This is a genomic window from Brevibacterium sp. 'Marine' (genome assembly GCF_012844365.1).
GTDB lineage: Bacteria > Actinomycetota > Actinomycetes > Actinomycetales > Brevibacteriaceae > Brevibacterium.
The window spans coordinates 4,124,080-4,144,339 of record NZ_CP051626.1 but is presented as its reverse complement, the minus strand read 5'-3'; the positions used below and the strand labels follow the sequence as shown (position 1 = coordinate 4,144,339).

19 protein-coding genes are annotated in these 20,260 nt (G+C 65.1%); 11 read left to right on the top strand and 8 right to left on the bottom strand.

Annotated elements, in window-relative coordinates; genetic code table 11:
- The first annotated feature begins 52 nt into the window (after positions 1-52).
- From HF684_RS18545 to rplI, 6 genes are all read left to right on the top strand, one after another.
- Entirely contained in the window at positions 53-2,419 is a 2,367-nt protein-coding gene (locus HF684_RS18545) for a transglycosylase domain-containing protein (protein ID WP_248279040.1), read from the top strand.
- A gap of 12 nt (positions 2,420-2,431) precedes the next feature.
- A complete protein-coding gene (locus HF684_RS18540) occupies positions 2,432-3,874 on the top strand; it encodes a hypothetical protein (RefSeq protein WP_211168031.1) in 1,443 nt (480 codons plus the stop codon).
- Between the two features lie 109 nt (positions 3,875-3,983).
- Positions 3,984-4,274 carry a 30S ribosomal protein S6 gene (gene rpsF / locus HF684_RS18535; RefSeq protein WP_025779601.1) on the top strand — a complete coding sequence of 97 codons (291 nt, stop codon included), beginning with the start codon at positions 3,984-3,986 and terminating at the stop codon, positions 4,272-4,274.
- A 34-nt stretch (positions 4,275-4,308) separates the two neighbouring features.
- Positions 4,309-4,935 carry a single-stranded DNA-binding protein gene (locus tag HF684_RS18530; protein ID WP_025779603.1) on the top strand — a complete coding sequence of 209 codons (627 nt, stop codon included), beginning with the start codon at positions 4,309-4,311 and terminating at the stop codon, positions 4,933-4,935.
- 47 nt (positions 4,936-4,982) lie between these two features.
- Entirely contained in the window at positions 4,983-5,222 is a 240-nt protein-coding gene (gene rpsR, locus HF684_RS18525) for a 30S ribosomal protein S18 (protein ID WP_025779604.1), read from the top strand.
- Between the two features lie 16 nt (positions 5,223-5,238).
- The gene (rplI, locus tag HF684_RS18520) at positions 5,239-5,697 is read left to right on the top strand and encodes a 50S ribosomal protein L9 (RefSeq protein WP_025779605.1); all 459 of its coding nucleotides are present in this window, start codon (positions 5,239-5,241) and stop codon (positions 5,695-5,697) included.
- A gap of 550 nt (positions 5,698-6,247) precedes the next feature.
- Here rplI and HF684_RS18515 read toward each other — a convergent pair.
- The 3 genes from HF684_RS18515 to efeU all read right to left on the bottom strand — a co-directional run bounded on the left by HF684_RS18515 (position 6,248) and on the right by efeU (position 9,919).
- Positions 6,248-7,582 carry a Dyp-type peroxidase gene (locus HF684_RS18515; RefSeq protein WP_169253684.1) on the bottom strand — a complete coding sequence of 445 codons (1,335 nt, stop codon included), beginning with the start codon at positions 7,580-7,582 and terminating at the stop codon, positions 6,248-6,250.
- A 14-nt stretch (positions 7,583-7,596) separates the two neighbouring features.
- Positions 7,597-8,904, bottom strand: a complete 1,308-nt coding sequence (efeO, locus tag HF684_RS18510; RefSeq protein WP_169253683.1) for an iron uptake system protein EfeO — start codon at positions 8,902-8,904, stop codon at positions 7,597-7,599.
- 67 nt (positions 8,905-8,971) lie between these two features.
- Positions 8,972-9,919: an iron uptake transporter permease EfeU gene (efeU, locus tag HF684_RS18505; protein WP_169253682.1), complete on the bottom strand. Its 948-nt coding sequence runs from the start codon at positions 9,917-9,919 to the stop codon at positions 8,972-8,974.
- Between the two features lie 223 nt (positions 9,920-10,142).
- Here efeU and HF684_RS18500 point away from each other — a divergent pair, with 223 nt between their 5' ends.
- Positions 10,143-10,778, top strand: a complete 636-nt coding sequence (locus tag HF684_RS18500; protein WP_169253681.1) for a DUF1345 domain-containing protein — start codon at positions 10,143-10,145, stop codon at positions 10,776-10,778.
- Between the two features lie 58 nt (positions 10,779-10,836).
- Here the strand turns inward: HF684_RS18500 and argE are convergent, their stop codons facing one another.
- The 3 genes from argE to HF684_RS18485 form a co-directional block, all read right to left on the bottom strand.
- Entirely contained in the window at positions 10,837-12,012 is a 1,176-nt protein-coding gene (gene argE, locus HF684_RS18495) for an acetylornithine deacetylase (RefSeq protein ID WP_248279039.1), read from the bottom strand.
- A gap of 262 nt (positions 12,013-12,274) precedes the next feature.
- Positions 12,275-13,117 carry a methyltransferase domain-containing protein gene (locus HF684_RS18490; RefSeq protein ID WP_169253680.1) on the bottom strand — a complete coding sequence of 281 codons (843 nt, stop codon included), beginning with the start codon at positions 13,115-13,117 and terminating at the stop codon, positions 12,275-12,277.
- A gap of 76 nt (positions 13,118-13,193) precedes the next feature.
- Entirely contained in the window at positions 13,194-13,634 is a 441-nt protein-coding gene (locus HF684_RS18485) for a hypothetical protein (RefSeq protein ID WP_169253679.1), read from the bottom strand.
- 279 nt (positions 13,635-13,913) lie between these two features.
- Between HF684_RS18485 and HF684_RS18480 the strand changes: the two genes are divergently transcribed.
- Positions 13,914-15,230, top strand: coding sequence for a DUF445 domain-containing protein (locus HF684_RS18480; RefSeq protein WP_169253678.1), 1,317 nt, complete (start codon positions 13,914-13,916; stop codon positions 15,228-15,230).
- 14 nt (positions 15,231-15,244) lie between these two features.
- Here HF684_RS18480 and HF684_RS18475 read toward each other — a convergent pair whose 3' ends face one another.
- Together HF684_RS18475 and HF684_RS18970 are read right to left on the bottom strand one after the other, a co-directional pair.
- The gene (locus HF684_RS18475) at positions 15,245-16,342 is read right to left on the bottom strand and encodes an FUSC family protein (RefSeq protein WP_169253677.1); all 1,098 of its coding nucleotides are present in this window, start codon (positions 16,340-16,342) and stop codon (positions 15,245-15,247) included.
- Positions 16,343-16,370: 28 nt separating this feature from the next.
- Complete coding sequence (locus tag HF684_RS18970) at positions 16,371-16,493, bottom strand: hypothetical protein (RefSeq protein WP_282433912.1); 123 nt, start codon at positions 16,491-16,493, stop codon at positions 16,371-16,373.
- A gap of 199 nt (positions 16,494-16,692) precedes the next feature.
- On the opposite strand from HF684_RS18970, the gene HF684_RS18470 reads away from it, so the two are divergent.
- Genes HF684_RS18470 through HF684_RS18460 form a run of 3 tightly spaced genes read left to right on the top strand, consistent with a single transcriptional unit; the run spans position 16,693 to position 20,233 of the window.
- Positions 16,693-17,424, top strand: coding sequence for an ABC transporter ATP-binding protein (locus HF684_RS18470; RefSeq protein WP_169254036.1), 732 nt, complete (start codon positions 16,693-16,695; stop codon positions 17,422-17,424).
- A complete protein-coding gene (locus HF684_RS18465; protein WP_248279038.1) occupies positions 17,424-18,842 on the top strand; it encodes an FtsX-like permease family protein in 1,419 nt (472 codons plus the stop codon). Before HF684_RS18470 ends, HF684_RS18465 begins: the two co-directional genes overlap by 1 nt.
- Before the next feature lie 11 nt (positions 18,843-18,853).
- Positions 18,854-20,233: an FtsX-like permease family protein gene (locus HF684_RS18460; protein WP_169253676.1), complete on the top strand. Its 1,380-nt coding sequence runs from the start codon at positions 18,854-18,856 to the stop codon at positions 20,231-20,233.
- Positions 20,234-20,260: the final 27 nt, after the last annotated feature.

Below are 20,260 nucleotides of genomic sequence, written 5' to 3'. Positions count from 1 at the left end.
CGGACCTCGTCGCCACGCATTGCGGCAGGCTGACTGACCTGGAGGACCTTGGGTGGCTAAGGGACAACACACAGCCAAGAACATCGGCAAGAATACGAAGAATCTGCTCAACTACCCCAGAGCGGGTGTGAGCGGATGGACTCGCTTCCTGCCGAGCATTCGCATACTCGTCGTCGGCGGGCTCAGCCTCGTCATCGCCCTGTGCGTGGCATTCGCCGTCGGGTATGCCGCAACGGATATCCCCGAGCCGAACCTCGAGGCCACCGGTCAGACCTCGACGATCTACTACAGCGACGGCAAGACGCCGATCGGCCAGTACAAGGTCGAGGATCGCAAGTCCGTGGAGATCGACGAGATCTCCGAACCCATGCAGAAGGCCGCGATCGCTGCCGAGGACACCTCGTTCTACGAGAACCGCGGCATCTCGATCAAGGGTCTCTCCCGCGCCGTCGTCGGTGTGGCGACGAACCAGTACGCGGGCGGCGGTTCGACGATCACCCAGCAGTACGTGAAGAACTTCTACCTCACGAACGAGCACTCGCTTGATCGCAAGGTCAAGGAGATGTTCATCTCGCTCAAGATCGACCAGCAGCAGTCGAAGGATGAGATCCTCGCGAACTACCTCAACACGATCTACCTCGGGCGTCGTTCCTACGGCGTCGAGGTGGCCGCACAGAACTACTTCGACAAGCCGGCCTCGGAGCTCAACGTCAGCGAGTCCGCTCTGCTTGCCGCGATGATCCAGCGCCCCGGTGCCGCCGATCCCTCGGACAACCCTGAGGCCTATGAGGACCGCTTCAACTATGTGGTCAAGAACATGGTCGACGAAGGCTTCATCACCGAGGAACAGGCCGCCAAGGTCGAGATGCCGAAGGTGCAGAAGCAGAACAAGGAGTCCTCGCTGTCGGGCCAGAAGGGCTACATGTGGGACTTCGTCCGCCGTGAGGCGCTGGCGAAGCTCGACATCGATGAGGCTCAGCTCGACCGCGGTGGCTACAACATCGTCACCACCTTCGACAAGGACCGGATGAAGGCGGCCGAGCAGGCCATCAAGACCCTCCCGCAGGACCAGCCCGAAGGCATGCAGGCCGGGCTCGTCTCGATCGACCCGGATGACGGCGGAATCGAAGCCTTCTATGGGGGCAAGAACTACCTGGACCAGGCGTTCAATGCCTCGACTCAGAGCCATGTGCAGGCCGGTTCGACCTTCAAGCCCTTCGCCCTCGTTGCAGGGCTGGAGAATGGTGTGCGGTTGACGGACACCTATCCGGGTGCCAGCCCGACGTCGATCGACAACAACGGCCAGCCGTGGCTGGTGAAGAACTTCGGAAACACGAGTTATGGACCGGTGAGCCTGCTCAAGGCCACCCAGTCGTCGATCAACACCGCCTATGCCGCACTCAACGTCCAGGTGGGCACGGACAAGACGATCGATGTCGCCGAACGTGCGGGCGTCAGCCCCGCTTGTACGGAAAAGCAGCTGGAGACCGGCGACACCGGGCAGTGCACTCAGGACATGAGCAAGGCGAACCCGTCCACCGTCCTCGGTGTGCCCAGCGTCAAGCCCCTCGACATGGCCAATGCCTACGCGACCTTCGCCTCCAATGGTGTTCACCACGAGACCCATGCGATCAAGACGGTCACGCAGGGCGCCGAGGACAAGGAAGTGTACAAGGCGGACACCAAGGGCAAGCGCGTCTTCGACAAGGCGGTCGCCGCCGAGACCTCGTATGCGTTGAGCCAGGTCGTCCAGGGCGGTTCCGGCAGCTACGCGCAGAACCTCGGGCGTCCTGCCGCCGGCAAGACCGGTACGACGAACGGCAACAAGGCCGCCTGGTTCTCCGGTTACACCCCGAACCTCGCGACCTCGGTCGTCCTCTACCGAGAGGTCGACGGCAAACAGCTGTCCATCGGCGCTTACGGCGGCCGCGGCGAAGTCACGGGCGGTTCGTTCCCTGTGCAGGTCTGGACCGACTACATGCAGAAGGCCCTCCAAGGTGAGAAGGTCGAGCAGTTCCCGGCCCGCGGCGAGCTGCCGGACAAGCCCAAGCCGACCAATACGAACGAGCCGGTCGCACCCAAGCCCGAACCGAAGGCACCGTCGGGCAGCAACGACGGCAGCGACGGTGAGGACGAGTCTCCCGAGACGAAGGCACCGATCGAGGAGCCGACCAAGGAACCGGACGACGAAGCCGACAAGGGCAAGGAAGAGGACGCCGAGGCCGACGGCGACGAAGGTTCGAACGACACCGATGGAAAGGACTCGAAGGACGGGACTGATTCCGCGGACGACAAGCCGGAGCCGTCACTTCCAGTAGAGCCTCCGGACAATCCGGATGACCCCGGCGACAACGGCGGAGGAAATGACAAGGGCCTCGTCGATGGCGTCGCCGATGGGAATCGCGACAACAGAGACTAGTAACCTCGAGTCATGCCCTCGAAGTCCAGCACCCGGATCGCCGAGCCTCTGCTCGGCGGTCCGGTCGGCATTCACCTCGGTGTCGCCGGCCGCCGGTTCGCCAGTGCGCAGGCCACCGCGCTGGCCGCGGTCCTCGGCATCACCACCTTCCTCGCTCTGACTCTGCAGGGCCCGTGTCTGAGCTCGGGATACGAACAGCCGTCCGCCTCGGCGAGGATGTGCGCGGGCCCCCTGTCCACGGCGTTCCTCGGTGACACCAACCCCGAGGTGCTCGGCCGGTCACACGGCGGAGCGGCGGCCTTGGCCCCATTGGAAGCTCGCCTGGTCGACCTGTTCCACCTCTTCACCGACGACGTCTCCCTGTTCATGGTCGGCGTGCTCCTGCTCAACACTGCAGGCATCGCGGCACTCGGCGCCGGGCTCCTCACCCTCGCCCGCTTCCGCGGGTGGCTGGTCGCGGTCTTCGCCTCCCCGCTCATCCTCTTCACGCTCGGCTCCACTCTCGACCTGGTCGGCCTCGCGTTGGCGGTGTGGGCTGTGGTCCTCTTCTTCGGAACGCTTCCGCTGCGCCCGCGCGGGTGGTTGGCCGGTGTGCTGCTGGGCATCGCGACGTTCATCAACCCGCTCGCCCTCCTCGTCCTCCTGGCGCTGACCCTGGCCGGACCGAATCCGGCCCGGGGACTGAAGTCGCGCAATCCGCGTATGATGCTCGCCGCGGCCACGATCACCTCGGCGCTGCTGCTCGTCGTCGAACTGACCGCGATCGACCGGATCATCCATTGGTACTCCGATGCCGTCGACGGCGGATCCTTCGCCTCGATCCTGGTCATGGCCGAACTCGGCGACGCCTCCGTCTGGGCACCGCTGTGGATCATCGTCAGCGCCGGAGTGGTCCTCGCCGTCGCCGTCTCCCTCTACATGGTCCGCCGCACCGGCCTCGATCCGGCAGTGGCCGCCTGCCTGCTCATCGGCGGCTGCCTGCTGCTGGCACCGGGCCTCATGCCCTGGGACAGTCTGTGGCTGCTGCCCTTCATCGCCCTGTCCATCCGCCGCTGGTGGGTGCTCATCGTCTGGACTCTCGCCGAGGCGGTCTTCGCCGTCGCCATCCAACTCGGCGATGTGACCGGCTTCGAAGCCGACAAGGGACTCGACTCCACTTTCGTCGCCCTGTTCACCCTGCTGCGGCTGCTGGCCCTCGTCCTCGTCGTGATCATGGCCGGCGAGAACCTCTACCGCCGCGGTATCCGCGGTGCTACGGTCACTGCAGCGCCGCCTCGGCGAGGGGACGACGACGGCGCTGTCGACGATCGGGGACAGCCGCCTCGGCGAGGGGGCGAACCCGGGAACACGTCCACGGACGGGTCCAATCCGGGGCACGCGGATGATCAGGCCGTGGCACGTAAGGAAGAGCACGGATTCGGACATGACAGTCAGCGCACCGGTCGACTAGACTAGTGAGGTCTGTTCCCATTTCGTGACCATCACGGGACCGGGAGCGGGCGTGCATATACCCTCCTGCCATGGACCGACCATGGCCGCAAAGACCAGAGGAGGTGGGTGACATATGCGTAAGTACGAGCTCATGCTCATTCTTGATAACGACCTCGAAGAGCGGACGCTGGCTGACACCGTGAACAACCTGATCAAGGTTGTCCCGGCTGAGAACGGCACCGTCGACAACGTGGACATCTGGGGACGTCGTCGCTTCGCGTACGAGATCCAGAAGAAGTCCGAAGGCTACTACGTCGTGGTTGACTTCCACGCCGAGCCTGCAACGACCAAGGAACTCGATCGTCAGCTCGGACTCAACGAGTCCGTTCTGCGCACGAAGATCCTCCGCCCGGACGCCAAGTAAGGCATCTTAAGCTACCTCGCTTCAAGGAGATTCAATGGCAGGCGAAACAGTCATCACGGTCGTCGGGAACCTCACCAGCGATCCCGAACTGCGCTTCACACCGAACGGTGCGGCAGTCGCAAACTTCACCGTGGCCTCGACGCCGCGCATCTTCGACCGTCAGGCCAACGAGTTCAAGGACGGGGAGACCCTGTTCCTGCGCTGCTCGGTGTGGCGTGAAATGGGAGAGAACGTCGCCGAATCTCTGCAGCGCGGTACACGGGTCGTCGTTCAGGGCCGACTGAAGTCCCGGTCCTTCGAAACCAAGGAAGGCGAGAAGCGCACAGTCATGGAGCTGGACGTCGACGAAGTCGGCCCCAGCCTGCGACGCGCCACCGCCCAGGTGACGAAGAACAACCCCAGCGGCGGAGGAAACTTCGGCGGTGGCGGCGGCTTCGGTGGAGGCCAGGGCGGAGGCGGCCAGCAGGGCGGCTTCGGCAACCAGCAGTCCTCCGGTTGGGGCAACAACCCTCAGCAGGGCGGCCAGCAGGGTGGACAGCGCCAGGGCGGTTACAGCCAGGGCGGCAACAACGCACCCGCCAATGACCCGTGGGCATCATCGAACCCGCAGAGCGGCAACGGCGGCTGGGGCAACCCCGGCGCCGATGAACCCCCGTTCTGATCCACGTCTTCACGACATTTCGAGACATTCGTTAACAGGAGATACTCATGGCAAAGCCAGAGATCCGGAAGCCTATCAAGAAGAAGGCTAATCCGCTCAAGAAGGGCGAAGCGGCGAACATCCACTACAAGGACACCGCTACGCTCCGTAAGTTCATTTCCGACCGCGGCAAGATCCGTGCACGTCGCGTCACCGGTGTGACCGTGCAGGAACAGCGCGTCATCGCAAAGGCCGTCAAGAACGCCCGCGAGATGGCACTTCTGCCCTACTCGAGCTCAGCTCGCTGATCGGAGGGAGACAGACATGCCTAACCGCAAAGTGATTCTGAACCAGGAAGTCGACGGCCTCGGTGCCGCCGGCGACGTCGTCGAGGTTCGTGCCGGATACGCACGCAACCTGCTTCTGCCTCGTGGCTGGGCTTCGGCCTGGTCCGCCGGCGCTGAGAAGCACATCGAGTCTCTGCGCAAGGCCCGCCAGGCCAAGCAGATCGCCGATCACGACGAAGCCATCAAGGTCAAGGGCGAACTCGAGTCGACCACGGCTCGCATCGACATGAAGGCCGGCAAGAACGGTCGCCTCTTCGGCGCCGTCACCCCTGCCCTCGTGGCCGAGGCCCTGCAGACCGCGACCGGACGCGACTTCGATCGCCGTCAGGTCGCCCTGACCGGTCACGTCAAGACCCCCGGCAGCTACAACGCTGTTGTGCGCGTCGGCGACGAGATCACCGCGAAGATCAAGTTCGAGGTCATCGGCAAGGCCTGATCGACGGCCTTGTCCGGACGTCTCAGTCCGGATGCCCTTGTCCGATTGAGTCGGACGTGGTGAGCGTCTGAACGACCCCACCACACCACCGCCGAGGCGGCACCTGAGTCCAGGTGCCGCCTCGGCGCTATTCATGGGTGGGGTTCGGCTGTCGGAGCTGTGAGGGTGCGGCCGGCGATGTCTCGCTGCTGGTGCCTGCTCACCGTGGGCACTGACTCACGGTGGGCACTGAGCTGCAGACGACGTTGGGGGCTGCGGTCTGCACTGGAGGGCGGTCGAGCATCCATGTGTGTTCGCGGCAAAACGACGTGTCGCACCTAGAACCTCGCGACAGCTGCATAACATCCCGTTGCACCTGTGCGTTGTGCGGCTGCCGGTGACAGATGCATTTGCAGTCGTAGGTTGTGCCTCTTGCGGTGACGGATGCTCGTGGGTCGCAGATGGAGGACATGACGCTTGCGGTGCGCAACGTCACCGGCGGTGTGGGGTGCTGTGATTCCGCCCGGACGTTGCGGGGCGGGGCAACGGTGCGCGGCAGCTGCAGGGTGGGTCAGGTGAAGAGCTTCTGGCCGATCATCGTGTCCCCGGTGCCGATGCCGGGCGGAATGGCGAACAGCGCCGAGGCTCGATGCTGCAAGTACTCGGTGAGCAGATCCTTCTGTGCCATCGTCTTGAGAATCGGATAGAAGTTCGTCCGCGGGTCCCGCACGAAGGCGATGAAGAACAGCCCCGCGTCGAGGCGGCCGAGCGAGTCATTGCCATCGGTGAAGTTGTATCCCCGGCGCAGCATCTTCGCCCCCTTGTGGTGTTCAGGAGCGACGATGGCGACATGGGACCGAGCGTCGATCGCCGGAGCGCCCTCGGCGTTCTTCGCTGCGAAGTCGATGGGGGTGAACTCTTCGTCCGCGGCAGGTTCTGCCACGGACTGCGGGGCGCCATAGCGCTTGTCGCGGCCGATGATGTCCTCCTGTTCGGCCAAGGAGACTCGGTCCCAGATCTCCAAGTACATGTGGATCTTGCGGGCCATGAAATACGTTCCTCCGGCCAGCCAGCCATCAGAAGCCGGATCATCGCCGGACTGCACCCACAGGTGCTTGTCGAGTTCGCCGTCGGCATCCTCGCTCTTGATGTTGTTCGTCCCGTCCTTGAACCCGAACAGGTTGCGCGGCGTCTCCTGCTTCGTCGACGTCGAGGAGGTGCGGCCGTAGCCGATCTGCCCCCACTTGAGCTTCGCAGTGCCGAAAGCGATGCGGGTGAGGTTGCGGATCGCGTGGACGGCGACCTGCGGATCATTGGCGCAGGCTTGGACAAGCAGATCCCCGTTGCTTTCGGAGGCATGGATGGCTTCGTTCGCGAACTTCGGGACTCCGTCCTTGAGCACCTGCGGCATCTTGCTCTGCAGACCGAAACGGTCCTTGCCTGCCTCGTCGACGAACAGGGTGGCACCGAAGCCGAAGGTGATCGTCAGTCCGCTGGCCGGATATCCCCACACCTCACCGGAGTCCTTCGGCGGCAGTTCGGCATTCGCGTCCGGAGCACCCCCGACGAGGTCGCCGGCGCTCATCTGCTCGGCCGCGACCGTCCAATCCTCGAGGAGGCCGATGAGCGCCTGACGGTCCGCAGTCGTGACATCGAAAGCCACCGTATACATATTGTCCTGAGCGGGAGTGAGGATGCCCTGCTGCTTCTCGGCTCGAAACGGATAGCTGAGATGGACGGCGGACTGCTTCTTCTCCTCCGCCCCGCGCACCGCATAGCCGACCGCACCACCGCCGACACCGGCGATGCCGAGCGCCCCGGCGGCACCACCGAGAGCGAAGAGCCGTCGCCGCGGAATCCCGCGGACAGTGCCGGCGGCGGAAGAGCTGTGCTCGTCAGTGCTCATCGAAGACCCCCCATTCAGCGCAGAATGGTACCGCTGACCTGGGACAGCGGCTCACTCAATGCGTTGACGGCGTCCGAGAGCTCCTGCTGAGCCTGCGTGTAGTCGGTGTCCTTCGGAGCTTCGCCGGCGTCCTTCTGCACGGCGGCGACCTTCGAGTAGTCCTCGTAGAGGATGTTGCCCTCGTCGTCCTTGCCGTTCTGGTACTTCTTGAGCACCGTCTTCACACCGTCGAGGTTCGTTGTGATCTTCTTCGCGAGTTCGGGATCGTGGGCTTCGACGAGCTTCTCGACATTGCCATAGGCGACCTCGGCGCCTTCGACGTTCGCGTGGAAGTCATAGAGGTCGGTGTGCGAGAAGGTCTCCTCCTCGCCGCCGATCTTCGACAGCGCGACCTCTTCGAGCAGCGCGGACGCACCCGTGGCGACATCGGAGAGCTTGAGCTCGAACGTTCCACCGGCACCGTCGACCTTGCCGTAGACGAGATCGTAGAGGGTCTTCGTATCCTCGTTGAGCTTGTCTGCGACCTTCTTCCGGTCCGCCTCGGAGGCGAACTTGTAGCCTTCGGCCTCATCCGTGAACAGGTCGGCTTCGATCCGGTGCCAGCCGGTCCAGTCGGCGAGCACCTCGGGGTCATTGGGCTTCTTCCCGGCATCGGTCGACAGGTCCTGGACCCGTGCGTCGAGCGATCCGTCGAGGTCACCGGCTTCTTTGATGCCGAAGGACTCGGCGGTCGGCTCGATGCGTTCGTAATGCTGACGCGCCAATGGGTAGAGGGCCCTCGCCTTCTCCATGTCGCCCGAGGTGTAAGCGTCGGTGAAGTCCTTCGTCGCATCGACGAGCTGCCCGACCTGGTCCTTGACGTAGCCGGTGTAGTTCGTGATCGCCTTGTCCTCGGCGGCCTGGGTGTCGCTGTCGACGGAGACGTCGTCGCCCTTCGTGACCACGAACTCCGCCAAGCCGACGAAGTCGCCGACCATGTTCGGCTTGCATGCCGTGTAGTACGTGCCTTCGTCGAGTGACGTGGTCACCGTGGTCGTCGTGCCCGGTCCGATGTTCTCCTTCTCGGACTCGATCTGAAGCTTGTTCTCCGCGAGGATCTCGAACTCGTTCGGTTTCGTGCCGTTGTTCGTCACGGAGAAGCTCACCTTGCCCGAGGGCAGAGTGGCGGGACTGACCTCGCAGGTGTCATCGGTGATCGTCACCGTGACGGCGTCGCCGGCTGCCGCCGCATCGTCCTTCGCCGGATTGTCGGTGCAGGCAGCAAGCGAGACAGCGAGCAGAGTGGCAGTGGGCAGAGTGATGAGCGCGGAATGGCGTTTCATGATGTCCTCGTGGGATGGATCGGTCGTTGACGGTGGTGGTGCGATGGGCGCGGCGGATGCGCGCGATTCAGGGGTGGAGTGTGGGGGCCGATGATGTCGGGTCGGCCGACGCCGAGGTGGGGGCCGCCTCGGCGGAGGTGTGTCCTTGTGCTCGTGCGGAGCTCCCCTCCGGCTTCGCTGCGGGCTTCTTCCCGTGGATCTGGCGGAAGAAGACGATCGCCACGGGGACGATGTAGACGATCCAGCCGATGGTCTGGAGCACCGTGGGCTGGACGTTGACCTGGAAGATCGCCTGTCCGAGGACGTAGAGCCAGTAGACCGGGGAGGTGGGATCGGGCAGCAGGTGGCTGAGGTCCCAGGCATGGTTCATGATGCCGGGCAGGACTCCGGCTTCCTGCAGATCGCTGATGCCGTAGGAGAAGATTCCGGCGGCGACGAGGATGAGGAAGTACCCGGTGACGGAGAAGAATGCCTTCATGTTGATCTTCCGCGATCCTCGGTAGATGAGCCAGCCGAGGACGAGCGAGAGCAGCAGCCCGGTGACGACTCCGGCAGTGGTGGCGACGACGTTGTTCTCGACCGAGGAGCGGACGGTGGCCCAGATGAACAGCGCGGATTCAGCGCCTTCGCGCCCGACGGCGAGCACGGCGAGACCGACGATTCCCCACCCCGATGAACGTCTGTCCAAGGAGGCGGCCATCGAGGTTTCGAGTTCGCCCTTGAGCGCGCGGGAATGCTTGCCCATCCAGAAGATCATTCCGGTCACCAGGGCGACGGTGATGATGGAGAGCACCCCGCCGATGATCTCCTGCGCCTGGTACGTCAGGGTTGTGGGCCCCCAGGTGAGCAGGGCTCCGATGCCGAAGGGAATGAGCGCGGCCAGGCCGACGCCCAGCCAGAGTTTGGGCAGCACGTCCCGGCGGTCGGTTTTGACCAGATACCCCACGAGGATGCCGATGACCAAGGTGGCCTCGAGTCCCTCGCGCAAGGCGATGAGGAGGTTGGCGACGAACATCTGACTCACTCTCGTCAGTTCGTCGAGGCGGGTGTTCGGGCCGTCTCGAAAATGGATGAACGAATTTAGCCTAACCTAATGTCGGCTAATTCAGTGTACATCCGGATTCGGGGTGCTTCGGACCACGTGTGAGCGGTGAACCATCGGCGGCTCGGCTGCGGAGGTCAAGGTGTGGAACAGTGTGGGATGTGGAGTCGGTCGAAGACCCGAACGGAGGACGGCCATGAGCAGAGTGTTCATCAGCGCAACGAGGCGGTTGGTCACTGCGATCGCCGTCGGCCTGATCGCCGGATTCGCCGTCGGCATCCTGACAGACGTCGCGCTGGGAGCGCTCGTCGGGATCACCGTGGTGACCTCGGTCTTCGTCGTCCTCGGCGCCATCGTGCTGTGGCCGATGGACGCCGAGGCGACTCGTGCGAATGTGAGGCGGGAGGACTTCCGCCCCTTCGTCGACGAGGTCATCGTCACTGTCGCCCAGCTGTTGGGGATCGGCGGAATCGTGTCGCTGCTCGTGATGGGCGGTTCCGACGCCGGACCCTGGCCGGCTGCGATCGCGCTGGTCGGGGTGTTCATGTCCTGGGCCGGTCTCCAGCTGCTCTATTCGGTGCGGTACGCGTTCATGTACTTCGACCGCGAGAAGCCCGGTGGGATCGACTTCAACTCCGCGGCGGCGCCGAACTACCAGGACTTCCTCTATTTCGGATTCGGGGTGGGCATGACCTTCGGCGTCACCGACACGAGTGTCTCGACCACGAGGATCCGGGCCGTCGTTCTGCGGCACAGCATTCTGTCCTACCTATTCAACGCCGTCATCCTCGCCACGGCGATCAACCTCGTCGTCGGTGTCATCGCGGGCTGAGGCACAGTGCGCGCGACATCGTCGCGACACACGCCGCTGTGTCGCCGCAGACGGCTCCCTACTTCTCGGACAGGTCGGCGATGAGGGCGTCGATGAAGGACTCGCAGGCGGCGATCTGGTCGAGTTCGATGAACTCGTCGGGGGCGTGAGCCTGGGCGATGTCACCGGGACCGCAGACGACGGTCGGGATGCCGGCTTCGGAGAACAGTCCCGCCTCGGTGCCGTAGGTGACCTTGTCATCGGTGGCGATTCCGCCCCAGCTCGCCGCGAGCGAGACGATGTCGGCATCGGCCGGGGTCTCGCAGCCGGGAGCTTCCGCTTCGATCGTGAACTCGACTCCGGCGGTCTCGTTCTCGGCGGCCATGGCGCGACCGAGGCGTTCGGCTTCGGCGCGGAATCGGGCGATGAGGGCTTCTCGGTCGACCGAACCGAGCGATCGGAACTCGAACTTCACGGTCGCCTCGGCGGGGATCGTGTTCACGGCGATGCCGCCGTTGAACGTGTTCGCCGTGACCGAGGTGAAGGGCACGACATAGGCCTCGTCGAAAGGCCCCTCGGTGCGGAATTCGGCGGCGACGGCGTGGACGAAGGCGACGAACTCTGCGGCGTAGGCGATGGCGTTGACGCCTTCGGGGGTGAGCGAGGAGTGGGCGGCGACGCCGTGGAAGTCGACGCGGAAGACGTTCATCGATTTGTGGCCGCGGATGACGCGCATGCTCGAGGGCTCGCCGACGACGCAGCCGCGGGGTGCCAGACCTTCCTCGGTGATGGCCTCGACGAGGGAGATGGCGCCCACGCAGCCGATCTCCTCGTCATAGGAGAAGGCGAGGTGGATGGGTTCGCGGAGCTTCGCGGACTTGAGCGCTTCGAGGCGGGAGAGGATGACGCCGATGAAGGACTTCATGTCGGCGCTGCCGCGGGCGAAGAACTTTCCGTCGCGGATCTCGGGAGTGAACGGGTCCGACGACCAGTCCTGACCGTCGACGGGGACGACATCGGTATGCCCGGACAGGACGACGCCGCCGGTCGTCGAGCCGTCGGCCGCGGGGATGGTCGCGAGCAAATTCGCCTTCGTTCCCTCCGGGTTCGGGATCCGGCGTGACTCGATGCCGGCGGCGGCGAGGCGGGCCTCGACGTGGTCGATGAGCGGGAGGTTCGTGTCCCGGCTCGTCGTGTCGAAGGTGATGAGATTCGTGATCTCGGTGATGGTGGCCTCGGCGGGTGTCGCTGGCACGACTGCTCCTGACTTTCGGATACGGGTGGTCTCGGTTCGGTCGGATCGCTGCGCCTGCGGCCGGGGTCGCGGTGGTCCCAGCAGGGGGGTCGGACGTCTCCGCGGGGTGGCGGTTCCAGCGGGGACGTGGTCCCCGTGCAGGACAGCGGTGACCAGACTCTTCTCACTCTACGTGTCGGGCTCATGCCGGGTGCCACCGGCCCAGCAGGTGGGCACTGCTCGGCCTCGGGCGCGCAGCCTTTGCACCATGAGCGTCCCATATTCAGGCCCCAGCGAGGATGAGAAGGGCCTCATTTCGCGCATCGAGCCCGTCCTCGGGGATTTCGGCGGACATCTCTTCGCGCATGACCGCTCTCTTCACCGGGTCCATCGTCAGCTGGGCCGAGTAGGTGAAGACCATCGACAGCCACTCATGCCGCGAATAGTGGAGGTCTTCGACGACAGTGGTCTCATTCGGGGTGAAACCGGCGTCCCTCAGTTGCGTGAGAGCCGGGTGTTCGACGGGTTCGACTGCCGGCACGGACTCAGTCGTACCGCGGCCCGCCGTCGTGTCTTGGTTCGCTTCGGTTCCCCGGCTCGCTCGCGAACCGAGACTCGCGGTCCTGCCGTCGGCATGAAAGCGTGCGACAACGGCATTGAGCCGGTCCTTCAGCTCACCCTGCGGTTCGATGTCATTCCAGGCCAGAGCCAGACTTCCTCCCGGGCGGAGCATGGTGCGGATCTTCGGCAGAGCAACGAGAGGATCGACCCAGTGGAAGGACTGTCCGAAGCTGACGAGATCGAAAATCCGGCCCCGGGGGTCCCAGTTCTCGAACGTCGAGACTTCTACATCGAGGCCTTTGGCTTGAGAGATTGCGGCCATCTCGTCATCCGGTTCGATGGCGAGGATCTCGGCGCCGGCTGACCGGAGCTGGGACGCGAGTATGCCGGTGCCGGAACCGACGTCGAGGATGCGCGGGGCGCGCGTGCCTGGCTCGGTGATGGTCTCGGCCGCTTGCATGATCGCTGAGATGAGCGCGGCAGGGTACTTCGGCCGAAAGGCATCGTACTCCTGGGCGACCTCGCCGAAGGATTCCGCACGTTCACGATTTTCGAAGTACTCCATCCACGAAGCCTAACGTTCCACGTTCGGGCAGGGCCGCCTCGGCGAGAGGATGGAAATCCATCCGCACCGGAGCAGATCAGAACAAGATCGTCTCCGGTTCGGGGAAATCCGTGAAACTCTGACCCTCGTCGATCGGTGCCAGCTCGAGAAAGCTGGGTGAATCGTCGTCAATGAAAAGCAGCAGCATCGCACCAGGTACACCCGCTGTGAGGACGACGCGCTCCGAGTGGTCCCCGTCTCCGCCCTGATCATCGCGATGCTCATCGTCGAGGCGATTCTGCGGGCGCATTCCGATGCTCGGACAGGTTCCACAGTCGCAACGGCTGGTAACCATAACTTCGCCGAGGCGGCACTCCCAGATATCGCGTCGTTCGTTCGAAATGGGCTCGGGTGGATCCCAACCCTGCCGCTGCTCAGGAGTGAAGTCGGCATAGTCTGCTTCGTCGGGAGACGTCGTAGCCGAGCGGATCATGCGCAGTGCGACGCTGTGTTCCCGCGCGTTGAGCGGGCGGATCATGGTCAAATCCTAGCTCGAGTACCTGGTCGAAAGGTTCATTCCTCATGGGTAGTGGCATCTCCACCCGGTGCACCGGTGCGTGATGAGAGGGACGGGGTGGATTGCGGGCAGCCCGGAGAAGTGAGAGCAACGGTGAGGGATGCTCCCGGGTGCAGGAGCGTAGGGGCGATGGGGCGGCGCGAATGAAGGGGCTCTCCGCGGAATTCCCAGGCGCGAACCCGTCCGCGGATGCGTGTGGAAGTGCCGGGTTTCGCTAAAGTCGTGGAGCAGGGGGTAACGATGTCGATCGAGAAGACACCATCCGTGCCGCGCTTCGGCGCCGGCGGCGGAACCGGCGGGCCGGCCGAGCTCACGCCGGAGGATCAAGAACGCGCTCGCGGGCTGAAGAAGATGCGCACGCTCGCGCTCTCACTGCTCATCCTCGCCACACTCATCTTCCTCTCCACCCACCTCTTCACCGACAACACCGGCGTCTGGGGGTTCGTCTCCCGCGCCTCGGAGGCGGCGATGATCGGCGCGATCGCCGACTGGTTCGCTGTCACCGCCCTCTTCCGCCACCCTCTCGGGCTGCCGATCCCGCACACCGCGATCATCCCGCGCAAGAAGGACACGCTCGGTGCGAGTCTGTCGGCCTTCGTGGCCGCGAATTTCCTCCACGCCGAGGCGGTGTCGACGAAGATCCGATCTGCTGAGATCTCCCATCGAGCCGGAAGATGGCTGGCCAAACCCGCCAACCGAGACACCGTCGTCGACCGTGCTGCAGGAGGCCTCGAATATGTGCTCGCGCGGATCGATGACGATTCCATCAAGGCGCTGACCAGGAACGTCATCATTCCTCGGCTCGTGGCCACCCGAAAGACACCGGTGCTCGCGCAGCTGCTGCGCCAGATCGTGCTCGACGGTGCTCACCACAGACTCGTCGACCTCATCGTCGCCGAGGCTTATTCCTGGCTGGGTGACAACCCGCAGGTGATCGACGAGATCGTCCACAACCGGGCACCGTCCTGGGTGCCCGATTTCGTCAACGAACAGCTGGCCAACCGACTGCAGCGCGAAGTGCTCGGCTGGGTCGCCGACGTCCGCGACAACGAATACCACAAGGCGCGACAGGCGCTGGATGCGTGGCTCGTCGACCTCTCCGACGACCTCGAGTCCGACTCATCTCTGTCCCAGCGGGCCGAGGAGATCATCAACGACCTGCTCAGTCAGGACGGGGTTGTCGATTCGGTGCTCGAGATCTGGGGATCACTCAAACAGCTGCTGCGCGAAGCCATCATCGACGAAGGCGGCGAAGTCCGTGCCCGCATCTGGCAGCTCATCGGCGAATTCGCCGAACGGCTGCAGGCGGATTCGGACTTCTCTCGTCGCATCGATGACCGGATCGCCACCACCGCCGGTGACCTGGCCGAGAGCTTCGGCCCCGAGATCGCCAGCGTCATCTCCGACACCATCGAACGCTGGGACGCGAAGGAAGCCGCCGAGCGCATCGAGCTCTACGTCGGGCGCGACCTCCAGTACATCCGCATCAACGGCACCGTCATCGGGGCGCTCGTCGGCCTCGCGATCCACACCGTCATCGTGCTTCTGCCGGGGTGAGGCGCGACAGGAGCTCAGTCCGACTCGACCTCTCCCACCCGACGCCCCATCCGGGCGACACGCCGCTTAGCGAGATACCCGACGAGCATGACCACCGTGATGCCGATGACGGCGCCGAGCAGCGTCTCAATGCCCCGGTCGATGAGGAGCGTCGAACGGGGAATGGGATTCGCGAGCTGCGTCATGAGCAGAATCATCGGAGTGAAGAACGTCAGCGCGAAACCGTAGTTGCGGATCATCAGGAACTCAGTGGGGAATTGCAGCAGGATGACCGGGATCGCCAGCCACAGCGCCGACGGGTCCGCCCACAGGATGAGTGCAGTGAGAATGAGCCCGGAGAACGTCCCGAGCACGCGGTGGACGCCGCGGGAGATGCGCCCTGGCAGTTCGGCCGCGGCCAGCGGCACCGCCGCCGACGCCATCGCCCAGTACGCATGATCGAGTCCGATGAGCATCCCGAAGACTCCCGCCGAGGCGACTGCCACCATATACGTCGCCGCATGCCTCATCATCGGCAGACCATGGTGCCCCCGCAGCGGCCGGATCGTGCGTCGGCTCCCGGCTCGCCAAGTGCGGTGACGCACCCAACCGGCGAAGCCGAGAGTGATCGCGAAGACCGCGGCCAGCATGCTGACCCCGATGGGCACCCAGGGCGGCGCCAGCGGCTCGACAGATGCACACGCCCCCAGAGCGAAGATGCCGAAGAATGGACCCCCCGGACAAAGCCTGGCGCGGTCGGCGAGTACCGAGCCGGCCGCGGCAAACAGCGATTCGACCGTGATCAGCGCCCATTCGGGAGTGTTCAGGTCTGAGAGCGCAACACCGACGGACACTCCTGCAATGAGCAGCACCGCGGCCTGCGATTGGTGGATGAGCCGAAGCTGATGCGTCTCTCCGCGGCCGTACATTCCGGCGAAAGCACCGAAGACCGCGTAGATGATGAACTCTTCGTGACCGAACACAAGGAGGGCGAGAGACGGAATGGCGACGCCGAGACCCACACGGATCGGTGCCCAGCGGTCGCCGTCGCCGGGCGCAAGTCTCAGCGTGCCGCGAATATAGCCGACAACCGCCTGCACAGCCCCATCGATCGACCGTCGTCCTCCGGTCATGATCGGTATGTGGTGCGCTGGAACAAACTCATTCCTCCTGGCGGGCGCGTCCGACGAGATTGCCGACCGTGCCGTCGATCACCGCCTCGGCGGTCCGTCCCGTCGATTCGGGGCAACAGCCGAAGTCTACGCCGAGGCTGCTCCGCCTCACGTCACTGGCCCGACAGTCATCAACGGCGAACCGATTCAGCGCAGCGCCCGGCTTCGGCTTTCCCGCAACAGAAGTTGGGTTTTCCTCTCCCCACCTGTGGGCTGACTTCATGGCCGGAGCACAGACTGCGAGAAACCATGGAGACATGACTTCTTCACAGCATCCTGCCGCAGCGCAGCAGTCACCATCCCAGCACCCGATGACCCAGAACTCTTCGCTCCAGCACTCTGCCATCATCACCGCCGGCACCGTCACGAAGCACTTCAACCAGACCTACGCTCTCGCCGGAGTCGACCTGACGATCGGCCTCGGCGAATCCCTGGCCATCATGGGACCCTCCGGCTCCGGCAAGACGACCCTTCTGCACTGCCTGGCCGGCATCATCAGTCCCGACGACGGTCACATCCGACTCTCGCCGACCGACCGCAGCGCGGCCGCCGAGATCACCTCCCTCAAGGAATCCGGCCGCACCGCCCTGCGCCGCGAGGTCTTCGGCTTCGTCTTCCAGCAGGGGCTGCTCCTGCCCGAACTCACCGCCGTGGACAATGTCGCGCTCGCCGCCATGCTCGCCGGTATGAGCCGCTCGGACGCCACCCAGCACGCCCGGGCCTGGCTCGACCGTCTCGGTCTGAGCGAGCACGTGAACAAGCGGATCGGACAGCTCTCCGGCGGACAGGCACAGAGAGTGGCGATCGCCCGTGCCCAGGTCACCCAACCCGTCGTCACCTTCGCCGACGAACCGACCGGCGCCCTCGACTCCCGAACCTCGACTGAAGTCCTCACCGAGCTGCTGGGCTCCACCGTCGGACGCGGCTCCACCCTCGTCGTCGTCACCCACGATGAGAACGTCGCCGCCCGCTGCTCCCGGGTCGTCAGACTCGCCGATGGCCGCATCGTCGCCGACTCCGCACTACGGGAAGCCGCACAGTGATGAATATCCTTCCCCTCCTCCTGTCCAAGCCGTCCCTGACCTCGACGACGTCACGACTCGTCGGGATCGCCTTCTTCTCCTGCTCGACGATCTTCCTCACCGTGGCCGCCGGCGCCTGGGCGTTCATCGACCGCCCCGAGGTCACCGGATACGCCGAGGTGGCCGAGCTCTACCAGCTCCTCGCTGTCCTCGCCACGGTCTTCCTCGTCGTCCCCGCGACCAGCCTCGGGGTCGCCTCGGCGAAATTGAGCGCCCGCCGCCAGGACGAACGACTCTCCACCCTGTCCCTGCTCGGGGCGCAACGCAGCACCATCCGCCTCATCGCCGTCGCCGAACCCTTCATCCCCGCCTCGGCGGGCATCCTCGCCGGAATCGGCGGCTACCTGCTGGTGGCTTGGCCGCTGAGCTTCATCACGTTCGTCGGCGAACCCCTGGGCTATCAGGCTCTGCTCATGCCGGTCTGGCTGCTCGCCGCAGTCGTCGCGGGCCTCCTGGCCGTCTGCCTGCTCGCCTCGCTCATCGGCCTGCGCAAGATCACGATATCCCCGCTGGGCGTGCGCACCCGGTCGCTGGCGCGCAAGTTCCCCCTGGCCCGCGTCATCACGGCCATCGTGCTCGTCCTCGTCGTGGCCGTCGCGACCTATGTCTCCACACAGATGGAGCTGCCGACGGCGGTGACGATCATGTACAGCATCGCAACGATCGGCATCACCCTCCTGCTCATCAGCGTCCTCGGCGTCCTGTGCATCCGCATCCACGCCGGCATCGCAGGCCGAATCGCCCGCGGTCCCGCCTCGGTGATGGCGGCAGGAATGATCGCCGACGCCCCCGGACAGTACTGGCGCCGGGTCGCCGGGCTGGCGATGATCACCTTCATCGCCGTCGTCGGCGGGGCGGGAACGGCGATGATGCGCAGCGGTCAGGAGGGTCTCACCGCCGAGGACCGCGCGGTCATGGGTCCGTACGCCCACCTCGGCGACGATATCTTCACCGGGCTCATCCTCACCCTGGTCATCGCGTTCGTCCTCGTCATCGTCTCGGCCACGATCAACCAAGCCGCTGACATCCTCGACCGGGCTCAGACCTACCGTGAGCTCCACGCCGCCGGTATGACCCAGCAGATGATGCACCGGGTGACCGTCAACGCCGTGATGTCGCCGATCCTGCTGGTCACCGTCGTCTCCCTGTTCCTCGGCGGGATCCTCGCCTGGCTGATGGCTTCGGTGAGCGACCTCGGCGATCCGCTGACCATCGGAACCGTCGCCGCCGTCCTCGTGGCCGGGGTTGCGATGGTGTGGCTGGGGCTGCAGGTCACCCGCCCGCTCGTCCGCCGGGTCACCGAGATCGATCCCGACAACCGCATCCTCGCCGAGGCGGCACCCGAGAACCGGGCCACCGCCGAGGCGACCATGGCCTGAGAGGAGACACAATGTCCACGTCGTTGACAGCCGTTCCCCTCGTCCTCGGACGCAGATCGCTGACCTCGGCGAGTTCCCTGCTCGTGGCCGCCGCGTTCTTCGCGTGTGCCACGCTGTTCCTCACCGTGGCCGCCGGGGCCTGGATGTTCTTCCAGATCCCACCGAGCCCCGATCCCGCGGACGCGGGTCTCGACATCATGTACAAGACCCTCGCGGGCCTGGCCACGGCTCTGCTGATCATCCCCGCGGCCACCCTGGCATCGGCCTCGGCGACCCTGTCGGCACGTCGGCAGGACGAACGGCTGTCGACGATGTCGCTGCTCGGGGCCAGACGGTCCCAGATCACCGCGCTCGCCGTGGCCGAACCGCTGATCCCGGCCCTGGCCGGCATCATCCTCGGGATGCTCGGGTATCTCGGACTGGCGCTGCCGGTCAGCTTCATCCACTTCATGGGCGAACCCATCGGGTACCAGAACATGCTCATGCCCGCGTGGCTCATCCTCGTCGTGGTCGTCTTCCTCGCCCTGGTCTGCGCGGGTTCGGCCCTGCTGGGTCTGCGCAAGGTCGCGGTCTCCCCGTTGGGCGTGCGCACGAAGAGCCTGGAGCGGAAGTTCCCGCTCGGCCGTGTCATCGTCGCCGTCGCCGCCGTCATCGCGCTGCCGATCGTCTTCGCGTTGACGAAGGCCGACCTCGGTCTCGGAGTCGTCCTCGGCGTGACCGTCGGCTTCCTGGTCCTCGGACTCGTCGTCGTCGACCTCGTCGGCGGACTCCTCATCCGCTGGTTCGCTCACCTGTCCGGTCGGCGGGCCGCCACCCCGGAGCGCCTCATCGCGGCTCGTTTGGTCTCCGACGAACCCAAACGGTTCTGGCGACGCGTGTCCGGCCTGGCGATGGCGGCCTTCACCGCAGCCGTCTGCGGGTCCGGCGTCGCCCTGTCCCAGCTCGGAATCGATGCCGCCGAGGACTCAGATGTGGGAGTGAGTGAGGCCGAGACCCACCTCTTCCACGACATGTTCACCGGGGTGCTGCTCGTCATGGGCATCGCCATCGTGCTCATCAGTGTCTCGGCAGTGATCAACCAGGTCGCCGACATCTACGACCGAGCCGACACCTTCTCCGACCTCTATGCCGCCGGTGCCGATCCCAGGCTTCTGCACCGTGCGCTGGTCCGGGCCGTCATGGCCCCGGCGATCTGGGTGTCCCTGTTGGCCGGAGGGCTCGGGCTGCTGCTCGTCCTGCCCCTGGCCGGAGCCGCGCTCGTGTTCAAGCCGGTCACCTTCCTCACGATCCTGCTCACCGTGGTCGTCGGCATCGGAATCATCCGTGGTGGACTGCAGCTGACGAAGCCGATTCTGCACTCCGTGGCCACGGCCGGGAGGTCCCGGGACTGAGATTCGGGAGGACTCGGGACTGAGATT

Bases quoted from the DNA above. Each gene is read 5' to 3' on its own strand.
- HF684_RS18475 (WP_169253677.1), bottom strand. From the start codon at position 16,342: ATGACCGGAGGACGACGGTCGATCGATGGGGCTGTGCAGGCGGTTGTC.
- HF684_RS18530 (WP_025779603.1), top strand. From the start codon at position 4,309: ATGGCAGGCGAAACAGTCATCACGGTCGTCGGGAACCTCACCAGCGAT.
- rpsR (WP_025779604.1), top strand. From the start codon at position 4,983: ATGGCAAAGCCAGAGATCCGGAAGCCTATCAAGAAGAAGGCTAATCCG.
- HF684_RS18460 (WP_169253676.1), top strand. From the start codon at position 18,854: ATGTCCACGTCGTTGACAGCCGTTCCCCTCGTCCTCGGACGCAGATCG.
- HF684_RS18490 (WP_169253680.1), bottom strand. From the start codon at position 13,117: ATGGAGTACTTCGAAAATCGTGAACGTGCGGAATCCTTCGGCGAGGTC.
- HF684_RS18515 (WP_169253684.1), bottom strand. From the start codon at position 7,582: ATGAGCACTGACGAGCACAGCTCTTCCGCCGCCGGCACTGTCCGCGGG.
- rplI (WP_025779605.1), top strand. From the start codon at position 5,239: ATGCCTAACCGCAAAGTGATTCTGAACCAGGAAGTCGACGGCCTCGGT.
- rpsF (WP_025779601.1), top strand. From the start codon at position 3,984: ATGCGTAAGTACGAGCTCATGCTCATTCTTGATAACGACCTCGAAGAG.
- HF684_RS18465 (WP_248279038.1), top strand. From the start codon at position 17,424: ATGAATATCCTTCCCCTCCTCCTGTCCAAGCCGTCCCTGACCTCGACG.
- HF684_RS18540 (WP_211168031.1), top strand. From the start codon at position 2,432: ATGCCCTCGAAGTCCAGCACCCGGATCGCCGAGCCTCTGCTCGGCGGT.
- efeO (WP_169253683.1), bottom strand. From the start codon at position 8,904: ATGAAACGCCATTCCGCGCTCATCACTCTGCCCACTGCCACTCTGCTC.
- HF684_RS18500 (WP_169253681.1), top strand. From the start codon at position 10,143: ATGAGCAGAGTGTTCATCAGCGCAACGAGGCGGTTGGTCACTGCGATC.
- HF684_RS18485 (WP_169253679.1), bottom strand. From the start codon at position 13,634: ATGATCCGCCCGCTCAACGCGCGGGAACACAGCGTCGCACTGCGCATG.
- efeU (WP_169253682.1), bottom strand. From the start codon at position 9,919: ATGTTCGTCGCCAACCTCCTCATCGCCTTGCGCGAGGGACTCGAGGCC.
- HF684_RS18470 (WP_169254036.1), top strand. From the start codon at position 16,693: ATGACCCAGAACTCTTCGCTCCAGCACTCTGCCATCATCACCGCCGGC.
- HF684_RS18480 (WP_169253678.1), top strand. From the start codon at position 13,914: ATGTCGATCGAGAAGACACCATCCGTGCCGCGCTTCGGCGCCGGCGGC.